The 18,490-nt window shown below is 28.0% G+C and carries 17 protein-coding genes; all 17 read left to right on the top strand.

Annotated features, from left to right (window positions below; all coding sequences use genetic code 11):
• The first annotated feature begins 4 nt into the window (after positions 1-4).
• The 17 genes from FYJ27_RS04375 (at position 5) to FYJ27_RS04295 (ending at position 18,483) form a co-directional block, all read left to right on the top strand.
• Positions 5-919 (top strand): bifunctional riboflavin kinase/FAD synthetase, encoded by a 915-nt coding sequence (locus tag FYJ27_RS04375; protein WP_154483638.1) that lies wholly within the window; start codon positions 5-7, stop codon positions 917-919.
• Between the two features lie 126 nt (positions 920-1,045).
• Complete coding sequence (rpsO, locus tag FYJ27_RS04370; RefSeq protein WP_154483637.1) at positions 1,046-1,315, top strand: 30S ribosomal protein S15; 270 nt, start codon at positions 1,046-1,048, stop codon at positions 1,313-1,315.
• Positions 1,316-1,448: 133 nt separating this feature from the next.
• The gene (locus FYJ27_RS04365; protein ID WP_154483636.1) at positions 1,449-3,566 is read left to right on the top strand and encodes a polyribonucleotide nucleotidyltransferase; all 2,118 of its coding nucleotides are present in this window, start codon (positions 1,449-1,451) and stop codon (positions 3,564-3,566) included.
• Between the two features lie 130 nt (positions 3,567-3,696).
• Complete coding sequence (locus tag FYJ27_RS04360) at positions 3,697-4,407, top strand: polysaccharide deacetylase family protein (RefSeq protein ID WP_154483635.1); 711 nt, start codon at positions 3,697-3,699, stop codon at positions 4,405-4,407.
• 32 nt (positions 4,408-4,439) lie between these two features.
• The gene (locus FYJ27_RS04355; protein ID WP_154483634.1) at positions 4,440-5,720 is read left to right on the top strand and encodes a M16 family metallopeptidase; all 1,281 of its coding nucleotides are present in this window, start codon (positions 4,440-4,442) and stop codon (positions 5,718-5,720) included.
• Between the two features lie 10 nt (positions 5,721-5,730).
• Entirely contained in the window at positions 5,731-6,162 is a 432-nt protein-coding gene (gene dut / locus FYJ27_RS04350; RefSeq protein WP_154483632.1) for a dUTP diphosphatase, read from the top strand.
• A gap of 102 nt (positions 6,163-6,264) precedes the next feature.
• Positions 6,265-6,507, top strand: coding sequence for a YlmC/YmxH family sporulation protein (locus FYJ27_RS04345; RefSeq protein WP_154483630.1), 243 nt, complete (start codon positions 6,265-6,267; stop codon positions 6,505-6,507).
• 72 nt (positions 6,508-6,579) lie between these two features.
• Positions 6,580-7,794: an aspartate kinase gene (gene dapG, locus FYJ27_RS04340; protein ID WP_154483628.1), complete on the top strand. Its 1,215-nt coding sequence runs from the start codon at positions 6,580-6,582 to the stop codon at positions 7,792-7,794.
• A 130-nt stretch (positions 7,795-7,924) separates the two neighbouring features.
• Complete coding sequence (locus FYJ27_RS04335) at positions 7,925-8,614, top strand: ClpP family protease (protein WP_154483626.1); 690 nt, start codon at positions 7,925-7,927, stop codon at positions 8,612-8,614.
• An 87-nt stretch (positions 8,615-8,701) separates the two neighbouring features.
• Positions 8,702-9,526, top strand: a complete 825-nt coding sequence (gene uppP / locus FYJ27_RS04330) for an undecaprenyl-diphosphatase UppP (protein ID WP_154483624.1) — start codon at positions 8,702-8,704, stop codon at positions 9,524-9,526.
• A gap of 42 nt (positions 9,527-9,568) precedes the next feature.
• The gene (locus FYJ27_RS04325; RefSeq protein WP_326831031.1) at positions 9,569-11,722 is read left to right on the top strand and encodes an FtsK/SpoIIIE family DNA translocase; all 2,154 of its coding nucleotides are present in this window, start codon (positions 9,569-9,571) and stop codon (positions 11,720-11,722) included.
• Positions 11,694-13,091: a 30S ribosomal protein S12 methylthiotransferase RimO gene (gene rimO / locus FYJ27_RS04320; RefSeq protein ID WP_154483622.1), complete on the top strand. Its 1,398-nt coding sequence runs from the start codon at positions 11,694-11,696 to the stop codon at positions 13,089-13,091. The genes FYJ27_RS04325 and rimO overlap by 29 nt, the downstream gene beginning before the upstream one ends.
• Positions 13,060-13,605, top strand: coding sequence for a CDP-diacylglycerol--glycerol-3-phosphate 3-phosphatidyltransferase (gene pgsA, locus FYJ27_RS04315; RefSeq protein WP_154483620.1), 546 nt, complete (start codon positions 13,060-13,062; stop codon positions 13,603-13,605). Before rimO ends, pgsA begins: the two co-directional genes overlap by 32 nt.
• 15 nt (positions 13,606-13,620) lie before the next feature.
• Positions 13,621-14,856, top strand: coding sequence for a competence/damage-inducible protein A (locus FYJ27_RS04310; protein WP_154483618.1), 1,236 nt, complete (start codon positions 13,621-13,623; stop codon positions 14,854-14,856).
• A gap of 87 nt (positions 14,857-14,943) precedes the next feature.
• On the top strand, positions 14,944-15,993 hold the full coding sequence (recA, locus tag FYJ27_RS04305; protein ID WP_154483616.1) for a recombinase RecA: 1,050 nt from the start codon (positions 14,944-14,946) through the stop codon (positions 15,991-15,993).
• A gap of 60 nt (positions 15,994-16,053) precedes the next feature.
• Complete coding sequence (locus FYJ27_RS04300) at positions 16,054-17,037, top strand: metallophosphoesterase family protein (protein ID WP_154483614.1); 984 nt, start codon at positions 16,054-16,056, stop codon at positions 17,035-17,037.
• A 3-nt stretch (positions 17,038-17,040) separates the two neighbouring features.
• The gene (locus FYJ27_RS04295; RefSeq protein WP_154483612.1) at positions 17,041-18,483 is read left to right on the top strand and encodes an AAA family ATPase; all 1,443 of its coding nucleotides are present in this window, start codon (positions 17,041-17,043) and stop codon (positions 18,481-18,483) included.
• Positions 18,484-18,490: the final 7 nt, after the last annotated feature.

Here is an 18,490-nt window from a genome sequence, read left to right as displayed (position 1 = left end):
AATTATGGAAATGATAAGTTATGATAAAAATGAGAGAGTAAAAGGAGCAACAGCTGTAGCTTTAGGTAATTTTGATGGACTTCATATAGGGCATCAACAACTTATTAAAACTATGGTACATGAAGGTAAGAAAAAAGAACTGAAGACCTCAGTACTACTTTTTACAACTCATACTAAGAATGTAATAAATAAAGATAAGAAACCTAATATGCTTACTTCAAACAATCAAAAGATTGAACTGTTAGAATCTATTGGTGTTGAAATGATTTATTCAATGAATTTCAATGAAGATATAATGCGACTTAGTCCAAAACAATTTGTAGAGGATATATTAATCGATAAATTACATGTCAAGCTAGTAGTAGTAGGTTTTAATTACAGATTTGGATATAAAGCAAAAGGAGATAGCAATTATTTAAAAGAGTTAGGCAAAGAGTTAGGTTTTGAAGTTATAGTAGTAGAACCCGTTTATGGTGAAGAAGAAGTTATAAGTAGTACTTTAATAAGAAAACTTTTGAGAGAAGGAAATATTAAAAAAGCTAATGACTTTTTAGGAAGGCCTTATGAGATGGAAGGAAAAGTAGTAGCTGGGAATAAAAGAGGAAAGGGACTGGGGTTTCCTACAGCAAATCTTAAACTAGATGAAGGATATTTAATTCCTAGGTTTGGAGTATATAAAACTATTACTATGGTTAATGGAAAAGAATATTTAAGTCTAACAAATGTAGGTGAAAATCCTACTTTCAATGATTATGATATCAGTGTAGAAAGTTATATATTGGACTTCAATCAAGACATATATGGTGAAAAAATCTCTATAAAATTTTTACAATTCCATAGAGAGGAAATTAAGTTTAATAAAAAAGAAGAACTTATAGATCAAATGTTAAAAGATGTAGAGAATATAAAAAACAATTAATTATGTTTACAATTCAATAAGTATATGATAAAATTAATCTAGTTTCGTTACCTTTAGCTAAGTTTATCGTATCCTCGACGATTTACTTAGCTAAAGGCGAAAATAAAATTTGAGGAGGTGCTTCCATTGGCATTGACTAAGGAAGAAAAAGCAAAAATTATTGAAGATTATAAGATACACGAAGGTGATACAGGTTCACCAGAAGTTCAAATCGCTATATTGACTCATAGGATTAATACTTTAAATGAACATCTTAAAGATCATAAGAAGGATCATCATTCAAGAAGAGGTTTATTGAAGATGGTTGGTCAAAGAAGAGGTTTATTAAAATATTTAAAAAAGTCAGATATTGAAAGATATCGTAATCTTATTGAAAAATTAGGAATAAGAAGATAGTATAGAGCGGGATTCCCGCTCTATTGATTTATTAGACTTAAATTATGTTTGTTAGCTAATAAAATTTTTTATAAAAAATAGGTTATAATATTATTGTTAATTGTTTTTTTATAGGAATAAAAGGAGGTAAAGCATGGAAAAAGTTTTTGAATACGAGTTAGCAGGCAGAAAACTGTCTGTAACTATAGGTAAAGTTGCTGAACAGGCAAATGGAGCTTGTGTAGTCAGATATGGGGATACTGTTGTACTAGTAACGGCTACTGCTTCTAAGGAACCAAGAGAAGGAATAGATTTTTTCCCATTGAGTGTGGATTTTGAAGAAAGGCTTTATTCAGTTGGAAAAATTCCTGGAGGATTTATAAAAAGAGAAGGAAGACCCAGCGAAAAAGCAATTCTAACTTCAAGGCTTATTGATAGGCCTATAAGGCCATTATTTCCAAAGGGCTATAGAAATGATGTACAAGTTATTGCAACAGTTCTATCTACTGATCAAGATTGTACTCCTGATATTATTGCTATGATAGGTTCTTCTATAGCTTTAACAATATCAGATATTCCGTTTTCCGGACCTACTGGCTCAGTATTAGTAGGATTAGTAGATGATGAAATTATTATTAATCCTAACAGTGAAGAAAGGGATAAATCTGAACTACATTTAGTAGTATCTGGTACTAAAGATGCCGTAATGATGGTAGAAGCAGGAGCAAATGAAGTATCTGAGGAGATTATGCTAGAGAGTATAATAACTGCTCATGAGCATATAAAAGGTATATGTAATTTCATAGAGGAAATAAGAAAAGAAGTAGGAAAAGAAAAAGTAGAATATGAGATTTTTAAACCTGAAGAAGAAATAGAAAAACAAGTAAGAGATTTTGCTACAGAAAAAATTAAAGAAGCCATCCAAGCTACTGATAAACAAGTAAGAGAAGAAAACATGGATAAAGTTAAAGAAGAAATTTTTGAATATTTTCTAGAAAAATATCCAGATAACGAAAAAGATATAGATGAAGTTATAAATGAAATAAAAAAAGAAGAAGTTCGAAGAATGATATTAGAAAAAGGAATTAGGCCAGACAACAGAAAAGTAGATGAAATACGTCCTATATCTATTGATGTAGGTTTGTTGCCTAGGGCTCATGGTTCAGGACTATTTACAAGAGGTCAAACTCAAGCTCTTACAATTGCTACATTAGGTGCTTCAAGTGATGTACAAATAATTGATGGAATTGATGAAGAAGAATCTAAGCGATATATGCATCATTATAATTTTCCACCATATAGCGTTGGAGAAACTAGAATGCTTAGAGGGCCTGGAAGAAGAGAAATTGGTCATGGAGCTTTAGCAGAAAGAGCTTTAGAACCAGTTATACCTTCTGAAGAAGAATTCCCATATACTATAAGATTAGTATCTGAGATATTAAGCTCTAATGGATCTTCCTCTCAAGCTAGTGTATGTGGAAGTACTTTAGCATTATTAGATGCAGGAGTACCTATTAAAGCACCAGTTGCAGGTATTGCCATGGGACTTATGAAATCGGAAGATAAAGTTGTTATTTTGACAGATATTCAAGGTTTAGAAGACTTTTTAGGAGATATGGATTTTAAAGTTGCAGGTACTGCAAAAGGAATTACAGCTATTCAAATGGATATAAAAATAGCTGGAATAGGAAGAGAAATATTGGAAGAGGCATTGGAAAGAGCAAGAATGGGTAGATTATTTATTTTAAATAAAATGTTATCTGTAATTCCCGAACCAAGAGAACAATTGTCACCATATGCTCCAAGGATATTTACTATGCAAGTAAGTCCAGAAAAAATAAGAGATGTAATTGGACCAGGTGGAAAAGTTATTAACAAAATAATTGATGAAACAGATGTCAAGATTGATATAGATGAAAAAGGTAAAGTTCTTATAGCGGCGGATGATGAAGAAAAAGGAAATAAAGCTATGGAGATGGTGAACAGAGCAGTAAAAGATGTGGAAGTTGGAGAAGTATATTTAGGTAAAGTAAATAGAATTGTTCCATTTGGAGCTTTTGTAGAAATATTAAATGGAAAAGAAGGTTTAGTTCATATATCTAATATAGCAAGAGAAAGAATAAATAAAGTAGAAGATGTTCTATCTATTGGAGATGAAATACTTGTAAAAGTAATAGAAATAGATAATCAAGGAAGAATAAATCTATCTAGAAAAGCTACTTTACCAAAAGATGAAGATGAAAAAAAAGATAGAAAAGATAAGAAAAAATAAAAAAACATGAACCTGAAGCTGGTTCATGTTTTTTTATACACTAATATCATAGTAAATCTTATCATAAATGATATAGAATATATTAAATTAAAATGAATATAATATATTAAATAAAAAAAGGAGGGAAAACATGAAAATTTTCTATATAAAAAAACAAAAGTTACGTTTGTTAATAACCATTTTAGTATTAGCAATATTTGCAATAATATTTTATAATATATACTATAAAAATTCAGAAGAGACATTTAAAGAAGATATTTATTATAAAGGTAATATAGACGAAAAAGTTATTGCCTTTGCTTGTAATGTGGATTGGGGCAATGAGTACATACCTGAAATGCTATCTATATTTGAAAAAGAAGATATTAAAATAACTTTTTTTGTTACGGGAAAATGGGCAGAAAAGAACGAAAAATTATTAAAAGATATATACTCATATAAACATGAAATAGGAAACCATGGATATGCTCATGCTGACTATGGAAAATTAAATTATGATGATAATTTAAGAGAAATTAAAAAATGTCATGAAGTTTTAAATAATATATTAAATATGGAGTGCAAATATTTTGCACCTCCGGCAGGTTCTTTTAATGATAATACAATTAAAGCAGCAGAAGAATTAAATTATGATATAATTATGTGGAGTATTGATACCATAGATTGGCGAGAAGACAGTACTCAAGATAAAATAATAAATAGAGTGTTAACTCAAGCAGAAAATTCTGCTATAGTATTGATGCATCCTACAAAAGAAACTATAAAAGCGTTACCTGTAATTATTCAAACACTTAAAGAAGAAGGATATGATATAGTTAAGGTTGGCCAAGTTATAAAATAAATTAAAGAACATAAGATAAATGGGAGGTAAAAATGTATAATAATAAAATACTTAGCAATGGAATTAACATAGTAATGGAAAACATTCCCTATGTAAATTCCATTTCATTAGGGATATGGATAAAAAATGGATCTATAAATGAGGACAAGCATAACAGTGGCATTTCTCATTTTATTGAACATTTGCTTTTCAAGGGAACTAAAAATAGAACAGCTAAGGAAATTGCTGAATCTATTGATAATATAGGAGGACAACTAAATGCTTTTACAACTAAAGAATATACATGTCTTTATGTAAAAGTTTTAAATACTTATGAGAGATTAGCTATTGATCTATTATCTGATATGCTAAAGAATAGTTTATTTAACGAAGAAGATATATTAAAAGAGAAAAAAGTAATATATGAAGAAATTAAAATGTATCAAGATTCTCCTGAAGATATTGCTTATGATTTATTAGCAAAAACTATGTTTGAAGGTACATCTTTAGAACTACCTATATTAGGAACTATAGATAGTTTAGAAAGTATAGATAGAGAAGATATTATAGATTATTTTAAAAAGAATTATACTCCAGAGAATATTGTTATTTCAATTGTTGGAAATATAAATGAAAATGAAACATTGAAATTACTTGAAGATTATTTTGGAGACTTTAATATTCAAGATAATAAGAACGACAGAATCATACTAGATCAAAATTATGTTTATACTAAAAAAATAAATGGGTTCATAAAAGACACTGAACAATTAAATTTACTTATTGGTATGGAAGGGTTATCACGAAAGAATAACTATGTATATCCTCTTCTTGTATTTGATAATATTTTTGGTGGAAGTATGAGTTCAAGGTTATTTCAAAGAATAAGAGAAGACAAAGGATTAGCATATTCTGTCTATTCTCATCCTTCTTTTTATGAAAAAACAGGCACATTTACAATATATGTAGGTTTAAATCCAGAAAAAATATATGAAGCTGTAGAATTGGTTAAAGAAGATATAGAAATTGCAAAAAAAGAGCTTATTACAAAAGAAGAGCTATTTAAATCAAAAGAACAATTGAAAGGCAATTACTTATTAGGATTAGAAAATACTTCTAGTAGAATGGCTGAAATAGGTAGGAGTAAGCTGTTAATGGATAAAACCTATCATCCAAATGAAATAGTAAAAAAAATAAATGAAGTAGATATGGAAGACATAGAAATTGTAGTAGAAAAAATATTTAATTTTGATAAACTTAATACTATTTATGTAGGTAATTTATCAAAAAAAGAACAAGTTGAAAAAAAATTAAAAGAAATCTTATATAGTTGAGGTGATAAAAATGCAAATAAAAATAATAAATAAAAGTCCCTTTCCTCTACCTAAATATAAAACAGAAGGTTCTGCAGGAGTTGATTTATATGCAAATATTAAATCACAAGAAGTTTTAAAGCCTTTAGAGAGAATATTAGTACCTACAGGAATATCTGTTTCCATTCCTTCAGGTTATGAAGGACAAGTTAGACCTAGAAGTGGTTTAGCACTAAAACATGGCATTACTTTGGCTAATGCTGTAGGTACTATAGATAGTGATTATAGAGGTGAAATTAAAGTTATTCTTATTAATCTAAGTAATGAAGATTTTATTATAAAAAGAGGAGATAGAATAGCTCAGTTAGTTTTTACAAAATACGAAAAAGTTAATTTTATAGAAGTAGATTCTTTAAATAGTACGGAGAGAGGAACTGGAGGTTTTGGACATACAGGATATTAAAAGTCATAATAGATTTTATCATAGGTGATAACGGTAATATATTAAATAAAAAAAGAATATAAATACTATAACATATTAAAAAACTAAACTGGAGGTATTAAAATGCTGTTAAGCGAATTAGGGGGAAAAGAAATTGTAAACTTAAATGATGGCGGAAGACTAGGGATGATAGCAGACTCAGACGTCATAATAGATGAAAATACTGGTAAGATTATATCATTGTTACTTCCAGATAAAAGAGTGCAATTCAAGTTGTTTGGAGAAAAAGAAGAAATAGAGATTCCTTGGGATTCAATTAAAAAAGTAGGAGATGATATGATAATAGTAGAAATAGAAGATTATTAAAAAATGTCACAAACTTTTAGTCGATCCATATTATAAAACTAGAGACAAATAGAATTAGAGGTGAAAGCTACAATGAAAACAATAGTTCAAAAATATGGTGGAACTTCCTTAGCTACGAAAGAAAGCAGAGAAAAAGTTGTATCTAAAATTATAGAAAAACATAAAAAAGGTTATAATGTAGTTGTAGTAGTGTCTGCAATTGGAAGAAAAGAAAATCCTTATTCTACTGATTCATTGATTGATTTAATAAATAAAAATTCCATTTCTAAAAGAGAGTTAGATATGATTTTATCTTGTGGAGAAATCATATCTGCAGTAGTATTATCTAATGCTTTAAGTGAGAATGGATATAAGTCTATTGTATATACAGGATATCAAGCAGGGATAAAGACGAATAAAGATTTTGGAAAAGCTAAAATTATTGAAATTGAACCTAATAAGATTAGGGAAAGTTTAAAGAATAATTATATTGTAATAGTCGCTGGTTTCCAGGGTGCTACTAAAGAGGGAGAAATAACAACTTTAGGTAGAGGCGGTAGCGATATTAGTGCTGTAGCCTTAGGAAAAGCTCTAGATAGTAAATGGGTAGAAATTTATTCTGATGTAGATGGTATAATGACTGCAGATCCAAATATTGTGCCCAATGCTCGTTCCTTAGAAACAATGGGTTATTCGGAAGTCTATCAACTAGCTGAAGATGGAGCAAAAATAATACATCCTAAAGCTGTAGAAATAGCTCAAAAATATAATATTCCTATAAAAATAAAAAATACTTTTTCGGACAAACAAGGTACCACTATAGAAAGTACTGAAACATTAATCTTAAATGGCAAAAAAAATTTTGAAAATGAAAAAGTTATTACTGCAATAACATATAAAAAGGATAGAATACAAGTCATAATTTATATGGATACGGAAGAAGATAATACTGAAAAATTGATGGAAGAATTGACTTCTAATAATATAAGTATTGATCTTATAAACTTTTTTATTGATAAAAAAATATTCACTATTGATAAAGAAGATTTAAAAGTAGTTGAATCCATATTAAAAAAAGGCAAATATAATTATAAATTAATTAAAAACTGCTGTAAGTTAAGCGCCATAGGTTATAAAATGCAAGGGATACCAGGAGTGATGGCTAGAATAGTTAAAGCTTTATCAAAAAAAGGAATAAAAATACTGCAAACCTCTGACTCACATAGCACTATTTGGTGTCTAATAGAAGAGAAGGATACCAATAAAGCTTTAACTGCTTTACATGAAGAATTTAAATTATATAAATAAAAAAATATAATTATCTTTGGGTACCCAAAGATAATTATATTTTTTTATTACTTTTATTTATTTAGCATATTTTTAAATAAAAAGCAGAAACTAAAAGAGATTATTGATATAAAAATGGAGGTAGTATTTTATGAGCTTTTTAAATTTAAATAATGATAAAGATAAAAACAATGAAGAAGAAATTGAAAGCATTATAGAGTTGGGTACTGAGAAACAATCAGATAGTAAAAATATCCCTAAAAATATACAATTTCTAACTATAATAGGTGAAATTGAAGGCCATAATGTTTCTCCCCCTCAAAAAAAAGCTACAAAATATGAGCATATAATTCCACTATTAATTGCAGCTATGGAAGATCCAAATATAAAGGGAATATTTATTATGTTAAATACTATAGGTGGCGATGTAGAAGCTGGTCTTGCATTAGCAGAAATGATAAATAGTATCGATAAACCTACTGTATCTTTAGTCCTTGGAGGTGGTCATAGTATAGGTGTTCCTTTAGCTACTGCTTCTGATTATTCTTTTATAGTTCCTTCTGCTTCTATGACTATTCATCCAATAAGAACTACTGGATTAGTAATAAGTGGACCTCAAACCTTTAGATATTTCGAAAAAATGCAGCAAAGAATTATAGATTTTATATTAAGAACATCAAAAATAGATAGAAAGGTTTTAATGGAGCTAATGTATGCGACTGATGAAATTGCTAATGATGTGGGAACTATACTTATTGGGCAAGAAGCTGTAGAATATGGTTTAATAGATGATGTTGGTGGATTTAGTAAAGCATTGAACAAACTTAAGAGTCTATTCTAGATTTCTATTAATTAAAGAATATAGTATAACAAACCATATTATGCTATAATAAAATAAGCAAATGAATACTTTTAAGGGGGGATTTTTTTGACTTTTTTGCAAGCAATAGTTTTAGGAATATTTCAAGGTATTACTGAATTTTTGCCAATTAGTAGTTCAGGACATTTGGTGGTTTTGCAAAATTTCTTTGGTATAAAAGAAGGAAATTTATTTTTTACTGAGATGCTTCATTTTGGTACATTAATTTCTATTTTCATAGTGTACTTTAATGATATTATAAAAATAATAGCTGAATTCTTTAAAATGTTAGGACAAGGTATAAAAAACAAAAAAATCAGAGTTACTAACATATATCAAAAGATGGCTATTCTTATAATTTTAGGTAGCATTCCTACTGCTATAATAGGCTTAGTGTTCAAAGATACTTTTGAAAAATTGTATAATTCTATTTTAGCTATTAGTATTGCTTTTTTAATAACAGGATTTATTTTATGGTTTGTTGATAAAAAATCTAGAGGAAATAAAGATATAAAAGATATGAATTTTATTGACTCTATATTAATAGGAATTTTTCAAGGAGCTGCTATAGCTCCAGGTATATCTAGATCTGGTTCAACTATAGCTGGTGGTTTATTTAGAGGCTTAAACAGAAAGTTAGCAACAGAGTTTTCTTTTCTACTTGCATTGCCAGCGACTTTTGGTGCTGGATTATTAGGAATAAAAGAGGTTATAGATACAGGAAGCCAAACCCAATTTTCTGCTCCTTTAGTAGTGGGAGTAATTGTTTCTACAATTGTAGGCGTTATTTCAATAAGAATATTGATTAAGCTACTAGAAAATGAAAAATTATATTATTTTTCTTATTATCTATGGGCTTTAGGAATAATATTATTATTTACTCAGATGTTTTAAATAAAGAGGATTTTAAAATCATCTGTAGAAATAATTCTAGAGGTGGTTAGTTTGAAAAAGAAAAAAAGCAAAAATAATAGAGAGGTAATAGGGATAGTTATAATATCCCTAGGAATTCTCTCTATTTTAAGTTTATTTAGTAATAAAATGGGATTAGTAGGGGCTTTATTAAAAAACACGTATTTAACTTTAATGGGTTTTGGAGGCTATATATTTCCATTAATAATTGTATTTATAGGATTATGGCTTATAATCAATAGAACAGATATATCTGAAGATAAAAAATCAATATTTTTATTAATAATTTTTTTATGTTTTATAACTATTTTAGATATTAATAAAACAAAAGCAGGCTCCTTTAAAGAACAAATAAGTCTTGCTTTTGAATATAGTCAAAGTGGATTAGGTGGAGGAATTATAGGTGCTTTCTTTGGATATATTTTCTTTAAGTTATTTGGTTCTTTAGGCTCTAATATAATATTGCTGCTTATTATATTAGTTAATTTCTTATTAATAACAGAAATAGAAGTAGGAAATTTTTTTAAAAAAATAAATGATAAATTAAAACTTTCTAAGTTTGAAAAAGATAATACTAAAAAAAATAATACTAATAATACTTTAAATAAAGTAGAAAAAAAGCAAAAAGTAAAATCTAATAAAAAAAGAAATGAAAAAATAAAAATATTGGATTATAATAATAAAAATAACGAAAAAATCAATGGACTAGAAAGTAAAAAATCTAAAACAAAAAATACAATTTCTAATACTGAAGAATCTATAAATAATTATAAACTTCCAACATTAGAGTTATTAAAAAACAGAAGTAATGAAAGGGATTCTGATGACAAAAAAGAAGTTTTAACAAATGCAAAAAAAATAGAAGAAACTATGGAGAATTTTGGAATTCAAGCAGATATAGTTCAAATAAGTAAAGGACCTACTATTACTTGTTATGAACTTCAACCTGCCCCAGGAGTTAAAGTAAGTAAAATTGTAAATCTATCTAATGATATAGCTTTAAATTTAGCTACATCTGATGTTAGAATAGAAGCACCTATACCTGGAAAAGCAGCAGTAGGTATAGAAGTACCTAATAAAAACAAGGTAAGTGTATCTTTAAAGGAAATCCTAATGTCAGATGAATATAAAAATATTGATACAAAGACTCCTTTGGCTTTAGGGAAAGACATAGCTGGAAAACCAATAATAACTAATATGGCAAAGATGCCTCACCTACTTATTGCAGGAGCTACAGGCTCAGGTAAAAGTGTATGTATAAATACTATTATTATGAGTATATTATATAAATCTACTCCAGATGATGTGAAGTTAATTTTAATAGATCCTAAAGTTGTAGAATTAAATGTTTACAATGGTATACCACATCTACTGATTCCAGTTGTAACAGAGGCTAAGAAAGCTAGAAATGCATTAAACTGGGCAGTAGAGGAGATGACTAGAAGATATAAAATATTTGCTAAAAACAATGTAAGAGATATTCATAGTTATAATAATAAAATTAAGGATAATGAAGAAGCAGAAACCTTACCACAAATAGTTATAATCATTGATGAATTAGCAGATTTAATGATGGTATCTGCTCAAGAAATTGAAGATTATATCTGTAGGTTAGCACAGATGGCAAGGGCTGCAGGAATGTATTTAATAGTTGCTACTCAAAGACCATCAGTAGACATAATTACCGGCACTATTAAAGCTAATATACCTTCCAGAATTTCTTTTGCAGTGACATCTCAAGCAGACTCTAGAACTATTTTAGATATGGGAGGCGCAGAAAAACTGTTAGGTAAAGGAGATATGCTTTTTTATCCTTCAAATTTTTCTAAGCCGCTGAGAGTTCAAGGTGCTTTTGTTGATGATGAGGAAGTTATGGAAGTGGTAAGTTTTTTAAAAGAACAAAATGATATAGAGTATGATGAAGAAATATTAGATTCTATACAAAATAAAAGGGTTTCTAGTAAAAATAATGGAGATGAATTGCTTCCTGATGCTATAAATTTAGTTATTGAAGAAGAACAGGCCTCTATTTCATTGCTCCAACGGAAATTAAGAATTGGATATGCAAGAGCTGCACGTCTTATAGATGAAATGGAGGAAAGAGGAATTGTTGGTGGATATGAAGGTAGTAAACCAAGGAAGGTGCTAATTGATAAGGAAAATCTTAATTCAGAATAAAGAGGTGTTTATAGTTGTGAATATTGAAAATATAGCTGTAGTAACTTTAGGTTGTTCAAAGAATGAAATAGACTCAGATTTAATGACTAGTATTTTGATTGATAATAATTATTCTATAACAAAAGAACTTGATAAAGCGGACATAATAATAATAAATACATGTGGCTTTATTAATGAAGCAAAGAAAGAATCTATAGAAATTATTTGGGAAATGTGCAAATATAAAGAGTATGGAAATTGTAAATATATTATTTTGGCAGGCTGTTTAGCTGAAAGGTACTGGAAAGAATTATTAGATGAAATACCTTATGTAGATGGTATTGTAGGAACAGGAAATATAAAAGAAATAGTTAATCTAATTGAAGAATTAAAAACGAAGAATAGAATTGTAAAGGTTGGAAACATAAATAATGAATATATAGAAAAAGTAGAGAGAACAAATTATAATCATACTGCTTATATAAAAATTTCTGAAGGATGTAATAATTATTGTTCTTATTGCATAATACCGAAACTTCGTGGTAAATATAGAAGTAGGAAGGTAGAAGATATTGTTTCAGAAGCTAAATCTTTAGCAAATAAAGGGGTTAAAGAAATAATAATAATAGCACAAAATACAACAGATTATGGAATCGATTTATATGGTGAATATAAACTACCATATTTATTGAAAGAACTAAACAAAATTGAAAAAATAGAATGGATCAGACTTTTATATATGTATCCTGATAATTTTAATGATGAACTAATAAAAGCTATTAAAGAAAATGAAAAAGTAGTTAAATACTTGGACATCCCTATTCAACATATAAGTGATAAAGTTTTAAAAAGAATGAATAGAAAAACTAATAAACAAGATATTACTAAATTAATACAAAAATTAAGATTTGAAATCCCAGACATTGTTATTAGAACTACAATAATTGTAGGATTTCCAGGAGAAACTGCAGAAGATTTCAATGAATTATATGATTATATTAATAAAATTAAATTTGATAGGTTAGGTGTATTTACTTATTCCCGGGAAGAAGGAACAACTGCATATAATTTTGAAGATCAAATAGATGAAGATACTAAAAACCAAAGAAAAGATAAGTTAATGAAATTACAAAAAAGTATATCATTAGATTTCAATAGAAAAAAGGTTGGAAAAACTTATAAAGTTCTAATTGAAGAAGAAGTAGACGATGGAGTATATATAGGAAGAACTTATATGGATAGTCCTGAAATAGATGGACTTGTTTATTTTAATAGCAGTGATAAAGTAGATATAGGTAGTTTTATAAATATAAATATTGCTGACTATTTAGAATATGATTTAATGGGGGCGATTATAAATGAATCTAGCCAACAAGATAACACTATTTAGAGTTGTTTTAATTCCAATTTTTATGTTTTTCTTACTTACAGATGTAAGTAATGGACAGTATATAGCAGCAGTAATATTCATAATAGCATCTCTTACAGATACTTTAGATGGATATATAGCTAGAAGTAGAAATCAGGTAACTAATTTTGGTAAATTTATGGATCCACTAGCTGATAAGTTATTGGTTTCTGCAGCTTTGATTTCTTTAGTAGAAATGTCAAAAGTACCTGCATGGATGGTTATAGTCATTATTGCAAGAGAATTTGCTATAACAGGATTAAGAGTTATTGCTGCTTCAGAAGGAATTACTATTGCTGCAAGCAAATTAGGTAAAATAAAAACAATAACCCAATTGGTAGCTGTAATCGCAATATTATTTAATAACTATCCTTTCAAATTAATTAATTTTCCTTTTGATAGGATAATGCTTTATCTTGCAGTATTCTTCACAATATTATCAGGAGTAGATTATATATATAAAAATAAGAAGGTCTTACATTCTGGAGAAAGATAGATAGGAGTTGAAGAAATGAAATCTGAAATCATTAGTGTTGGTAGTGAATTACTTCTTGGAAATACTGTAAATACCAATGCTAGCTTTTTATCTAGAAAATTAGCTGAATTGGGAATTGATGTATTTTATCACACTGTTGTTGGAGATAATGTATATAGGCTTAAAACAATTACAAAAATAGCGCTTGATAGGTCTGATTTAATTATTTATACAGGAGGTCTAGGACCAACTGAAGATGATTTAACAAAAGAAGTTGTCTCTGAAACTTTAGGTGTTGATTTAGAACTTGATAATGTTCATCTTGCAAAAATAAAAAAATACTTTGAAAAAAGAAATATGAAAATGACAGATAACAATATAAAACAAGCTTATATAATTAAAGATAGTAAAGTTTTAAACAATGATATAGGAACAGCACCTGGTGTTTTTTTTAATTGGAAAGATAAAAAAATAATACTATTGCCTGGTCCTCCTACTGAAATGAAAACTATGTTCAATAACTATACAGCTCCTTTGCTAAAACAAGATAGTATTATAAAATCAAAAACTATAAGAACCATGGGAATAGGAGAATCTTCTTTAGAAGAACTGATTAAAGACCTTGTTATTGAACAATCTAATCCAACTATTGCTACTTATGCAAAACAGGGACAAGTAGAGATACAAGTAACTGGGAAAGGTAAAAATGAGAAAGAGATTGATTTAATAATTGATCCTTTAGTAAAAGAAATTGATAAAAGACTAGGAGAATATATCTATAGTTATAATAATGAATCTATAGAAGAAGTTTTTTTTAAGCAGTTAAAAAAGAATCATATGACAGTAGCGTTTTGTGAATCTTGTACTGGTGGTTTAGTCTCCAGTAGATTTACTGCTATCCCTGGAGCCTCCCAAGTATTTGAAAGAGGAATAGTTACTTATACCAATAATTCTAAAATTGAAGAGTTAAACGTAAAGGAAAGTACATTGAAAACTTATGGAGCTGTAAGTGAAGAGACAGCAAAAGAGATGTCTATAGGGCTATTAAACAAAACCAATGTAGATATGGCTTTATCTATAACTGGAATTGCAGGTCCAACTGGAGGAACTAAAGATAAACCAGTTGGGTTAGTTTATATAGGCTTAGCAAGTAAAGATAAATCTTATGTTATAAAAAATATTTTTACAGGCAGTAGACAAGATATACAAAATAAAGCTGCAAATAAAGTCTTTGTAGAAGGAAGAAAATATTTACTTGAAATTAATAATTGACTATACCACTGAAATAATGTAAAATAGGTATTAGGAACTTATGTTCGAATATTTGAAAGGTGGTGAATCCAGTTTAACTGGGTATAAATGGTTGATAATAATGACAAACAAAAGGCATTAGATGTTGCTTTAAATCAAATAGAAAAACAGTTTGGTAAAGGTTCTATAATGAAATTAGGGGAAAATGTTCATATGAACATTGAGGTAATTCCAACAGGTTCTTTAGACTTAGACATAGCCTTAGGAATTGGCGGTCTTCCAAAAGGAAGGGTAATAGAAATATTTGGGCCAGAATCTTCAGGTAAAACAACAGTGGCTCTTCATGCTATAGCAGAGGCACAAAAAAGAGGTGGCATTGCTGCATTTATAGATGCTGAACATGCCTTAGATCCTACTTATGCAAAAAAATTAGGTGTGGACATTGATAATCTTATTGTATCTCAGCCTGATACAGGAGAACAAGCACTAGAAATTGCAGAAGCTTTAGTTAGAAGTGGTGCTATAGATATTGTTGTAGTAGACTCTGTTGCTGCACTAGTTCCAAAAGCAGAAATAGAAGGTGAAATGGGAGATAGTCACGTAGGTTTGCAAGCAAGGCTTATGTCTCAAGCTTTAAGAAAATTATCAGGTTCTATAAGTAAATCTCAAACTATTGCCATATTCATAAATCAACTAAGAGAAAAAGTAGGGGTAATGTTTGGAAACCCTGAAACGACTACTGGAGGAAGAGCACTAAAATTCTATTCCTCTGTAAGATTAGATGTAAGAAGAATAGAAGCAATAAAACAAGGTGACAATATAATAGGAAATCGTACGAGAGTAAGGGTTGTTAAAAACAAGGTTGCTCCTCCTTTTAAGAAAGCAGAGTTTGATATAATGTATGGAGAGGGAATATCAAAAGAAGGAAATATTTTAGATGTGGGAGCAGCTTCTGAAATTATCAATAAATCTGGTTCTTGGTATAGTTATGGTGAACATAGACTAGGACAAGGTAGGGAAAATTCCAAGGATTTTCTAAAAGAAAACCCTAAAATAGCTCTAGAAATAGAAAACAAGATTAGAGAAAAATATGGTTTAACAAATACAAAAGAAAAGAAAGATAATGTAACTGAACCTGAAAAAAAGAAAAATAAGTAAAATAATATTAAAACCTCCTTATAGCTATAAGGAGGTTTTAATATAAGGGAGTGTTTATATTTGAAAATATTGTTTTTTACAGATACACATATAAGAGGCACTACACCTAAAAATAGAAAGGATAATTTAGTTGAAACTCTAGAAAAAAAATTTTATGAAATATTATCAATTTCTAAGAAATATAATGTGGATTATATTTTACATGGAGGCGATTTATTTGATAGACCAGATGTTTCTGTATCTATTGTGAGTAAATTTGCTTCTATATTGAACAAATTTGAAGTACCTATATATATGATTTGTGGAAATCATGATATATATGGGCATAACCCCCATACTATAAATAGAACTATGCTAGGTTTATTCAATTCTATAGAAATTATAAATTTAATAGATGAAAATGAAGTGGTTTTTTTAGAAAAAGATAATATCATAGTACAGTTAACAGGCCAGCCATATACATATAACATTGATGATAAAAATAGTTTGTGTAAATATATTGTAAAAGATGTAGATCCCAAAGCTGATTATTCTATTCATATGGTGCATGGTATGCTGTTAAACAAGCCCTTTATAAAAGGGATACCCTACACATTAATAGATGATATAAAATCTACTAAAGCAGATATTACCCTTTCTGGACATTATCATTCAGGATTTGGTATCATAAAATCAGAAAATAAATACTTCATTAATCCAGGTAGCTTAATTCGAATAACTAATAGTCTTAGAGAAATAGAAAGGACTCCAGAGGTAGTTTTAATTGAAATAGATAATAATATAGATATAAAGCTTATCCCATTAGAAACAGCATTGCCTGGAGAAGAGATATTAGATAGAGAAAAAATCGAAACTTTTATTTTCAAAAATGAAAAATTAGTTCAATTTAAACAATCCATAGATTCAACTACTAATTTTGAAAAATTAGATATTAATGAAGTCTTACTGGAAGTATCTACAGCTGAAGGTGTTTCTGAAAATATAAAAGAAGAAGCATTAAAAAGGATTGCATCTTCTCAAATGAAGAATTTAGGAGATGATTAAAAAATGAAATATATTAAAAAAGTAGTTTTAGAAAATTTTCAATCTCACAAATATACAGAACTAGAATTTGATGAACGTTTGAATGTTATTGTTGGTCCTTCAGATCAAGGCAAAAGTGCTATAATTAGAGGAATAAAATGGGCACTTTTTAATGAACCATCTGGGAATTTTTTCATAAGAGAAGGAGAAAATGATTGTAGTGTAACTATAGTATTTAATGATAATACTAAAATAAAAAGATATAAAAGTAAAAGTAAAAATTTATATTATCTTTATAACAGTGAAAATAAGGAGCAAATTTTTGAAGGCTTTGGGACCAATGTTCCTAAAGAAATAATAGAAGCAACCAATATTAGAAAAGTATATTTAGATGGCAAACAAACTAATTCTATAAATATAAGCGATCAATTAGAAGGACCTTTCCTATTGTCTGAAAAAACTGCAACAAGAGCCAATTCAATTGGGAGATTGGTAGGTGTTCATATTGTAGACGATGCCGTTGGAGATACTTTAAAAGATATAAGAAACTTAAATTTATCTAAACGAAATCTGACGGAACAATTAAATAAATTAGAGGAGAATTTAAAGGAATATGATTATCTGGAACAACTACAAAAAAAAGTAAAAATATTGGAAGAAATAAAAATTAAAATAAAAGAATCACAAGAAAAGGTAGGGAAATTAAAAAATATAAAATTAAAATATGTTGATACAGAAAAACAAATATCTAATACAAAAAAGTTAATTGGTGAATTAAATAGTGTAGATGTTGTAGAAAATATTGCTAATGATTTAAATGTAAAGGTAAAAGTATATAATTTTATGAATAATAAACGAAAGCACTTATTAGATATTAATAAAAGTATTTGTTATAATGTAAATATAATAAATTCCCTTAAAAATTTAAATCAGACGAGTCAATTTATTATAGAATTAGAGGATAAAGTATATAAGAAAAGAAGATTAGAAAATATAAATTCAAACTATAAATCTATAGCAAAAAATATAATAGTAAACAATAATATTGTAAATAAGTTAGAAAATATTGATATTGTAGAATCAAAAACTTATAGCATATATGAATATAGTAAAAGACTTATGGAATTAAAAACTATTAAGAAAAAATTTCATGAAAATTATATTAGGACAACTTATGGATTTAATTATTTGGAAAAGTTCTCAAAATTAGATCAAGCAGATAGTATTTTGTATAATCTTGAAACAAAAGTATCTAATTTATTAACTCTAGCAAATATAAAAAATAAAACTTCATTTATTCAATCTGAATTAGATTCAACTGTGAAGAATATTGAAAAAGAAAATTTACAAATAAAAAAACTTCTTGAAGAATATAAAATATTATTAGAACAATTTGAAGTATGTCCAGTATGTTTCCATAAAATAGATAATAAAACCATAGAAGAAATAATAAACAATTATAGTTAGGGAGGAT

Source organism: Anaerosalibacter bizertensis (assembly GCF_009696605.1).
Classification (GTDB): domain Bacteria; phylum Bacillota; class Clostridia; order Tissierellales; family Sporanaerobacteraceae; genus Anaerosalibacter; species Anaerosalibacter bizertensis.
The sequence above is the reverse complement of the archived record's forward strand: the minus strand, read 5'-3'. Positions and strand labels throughout refer to the sequence as shown.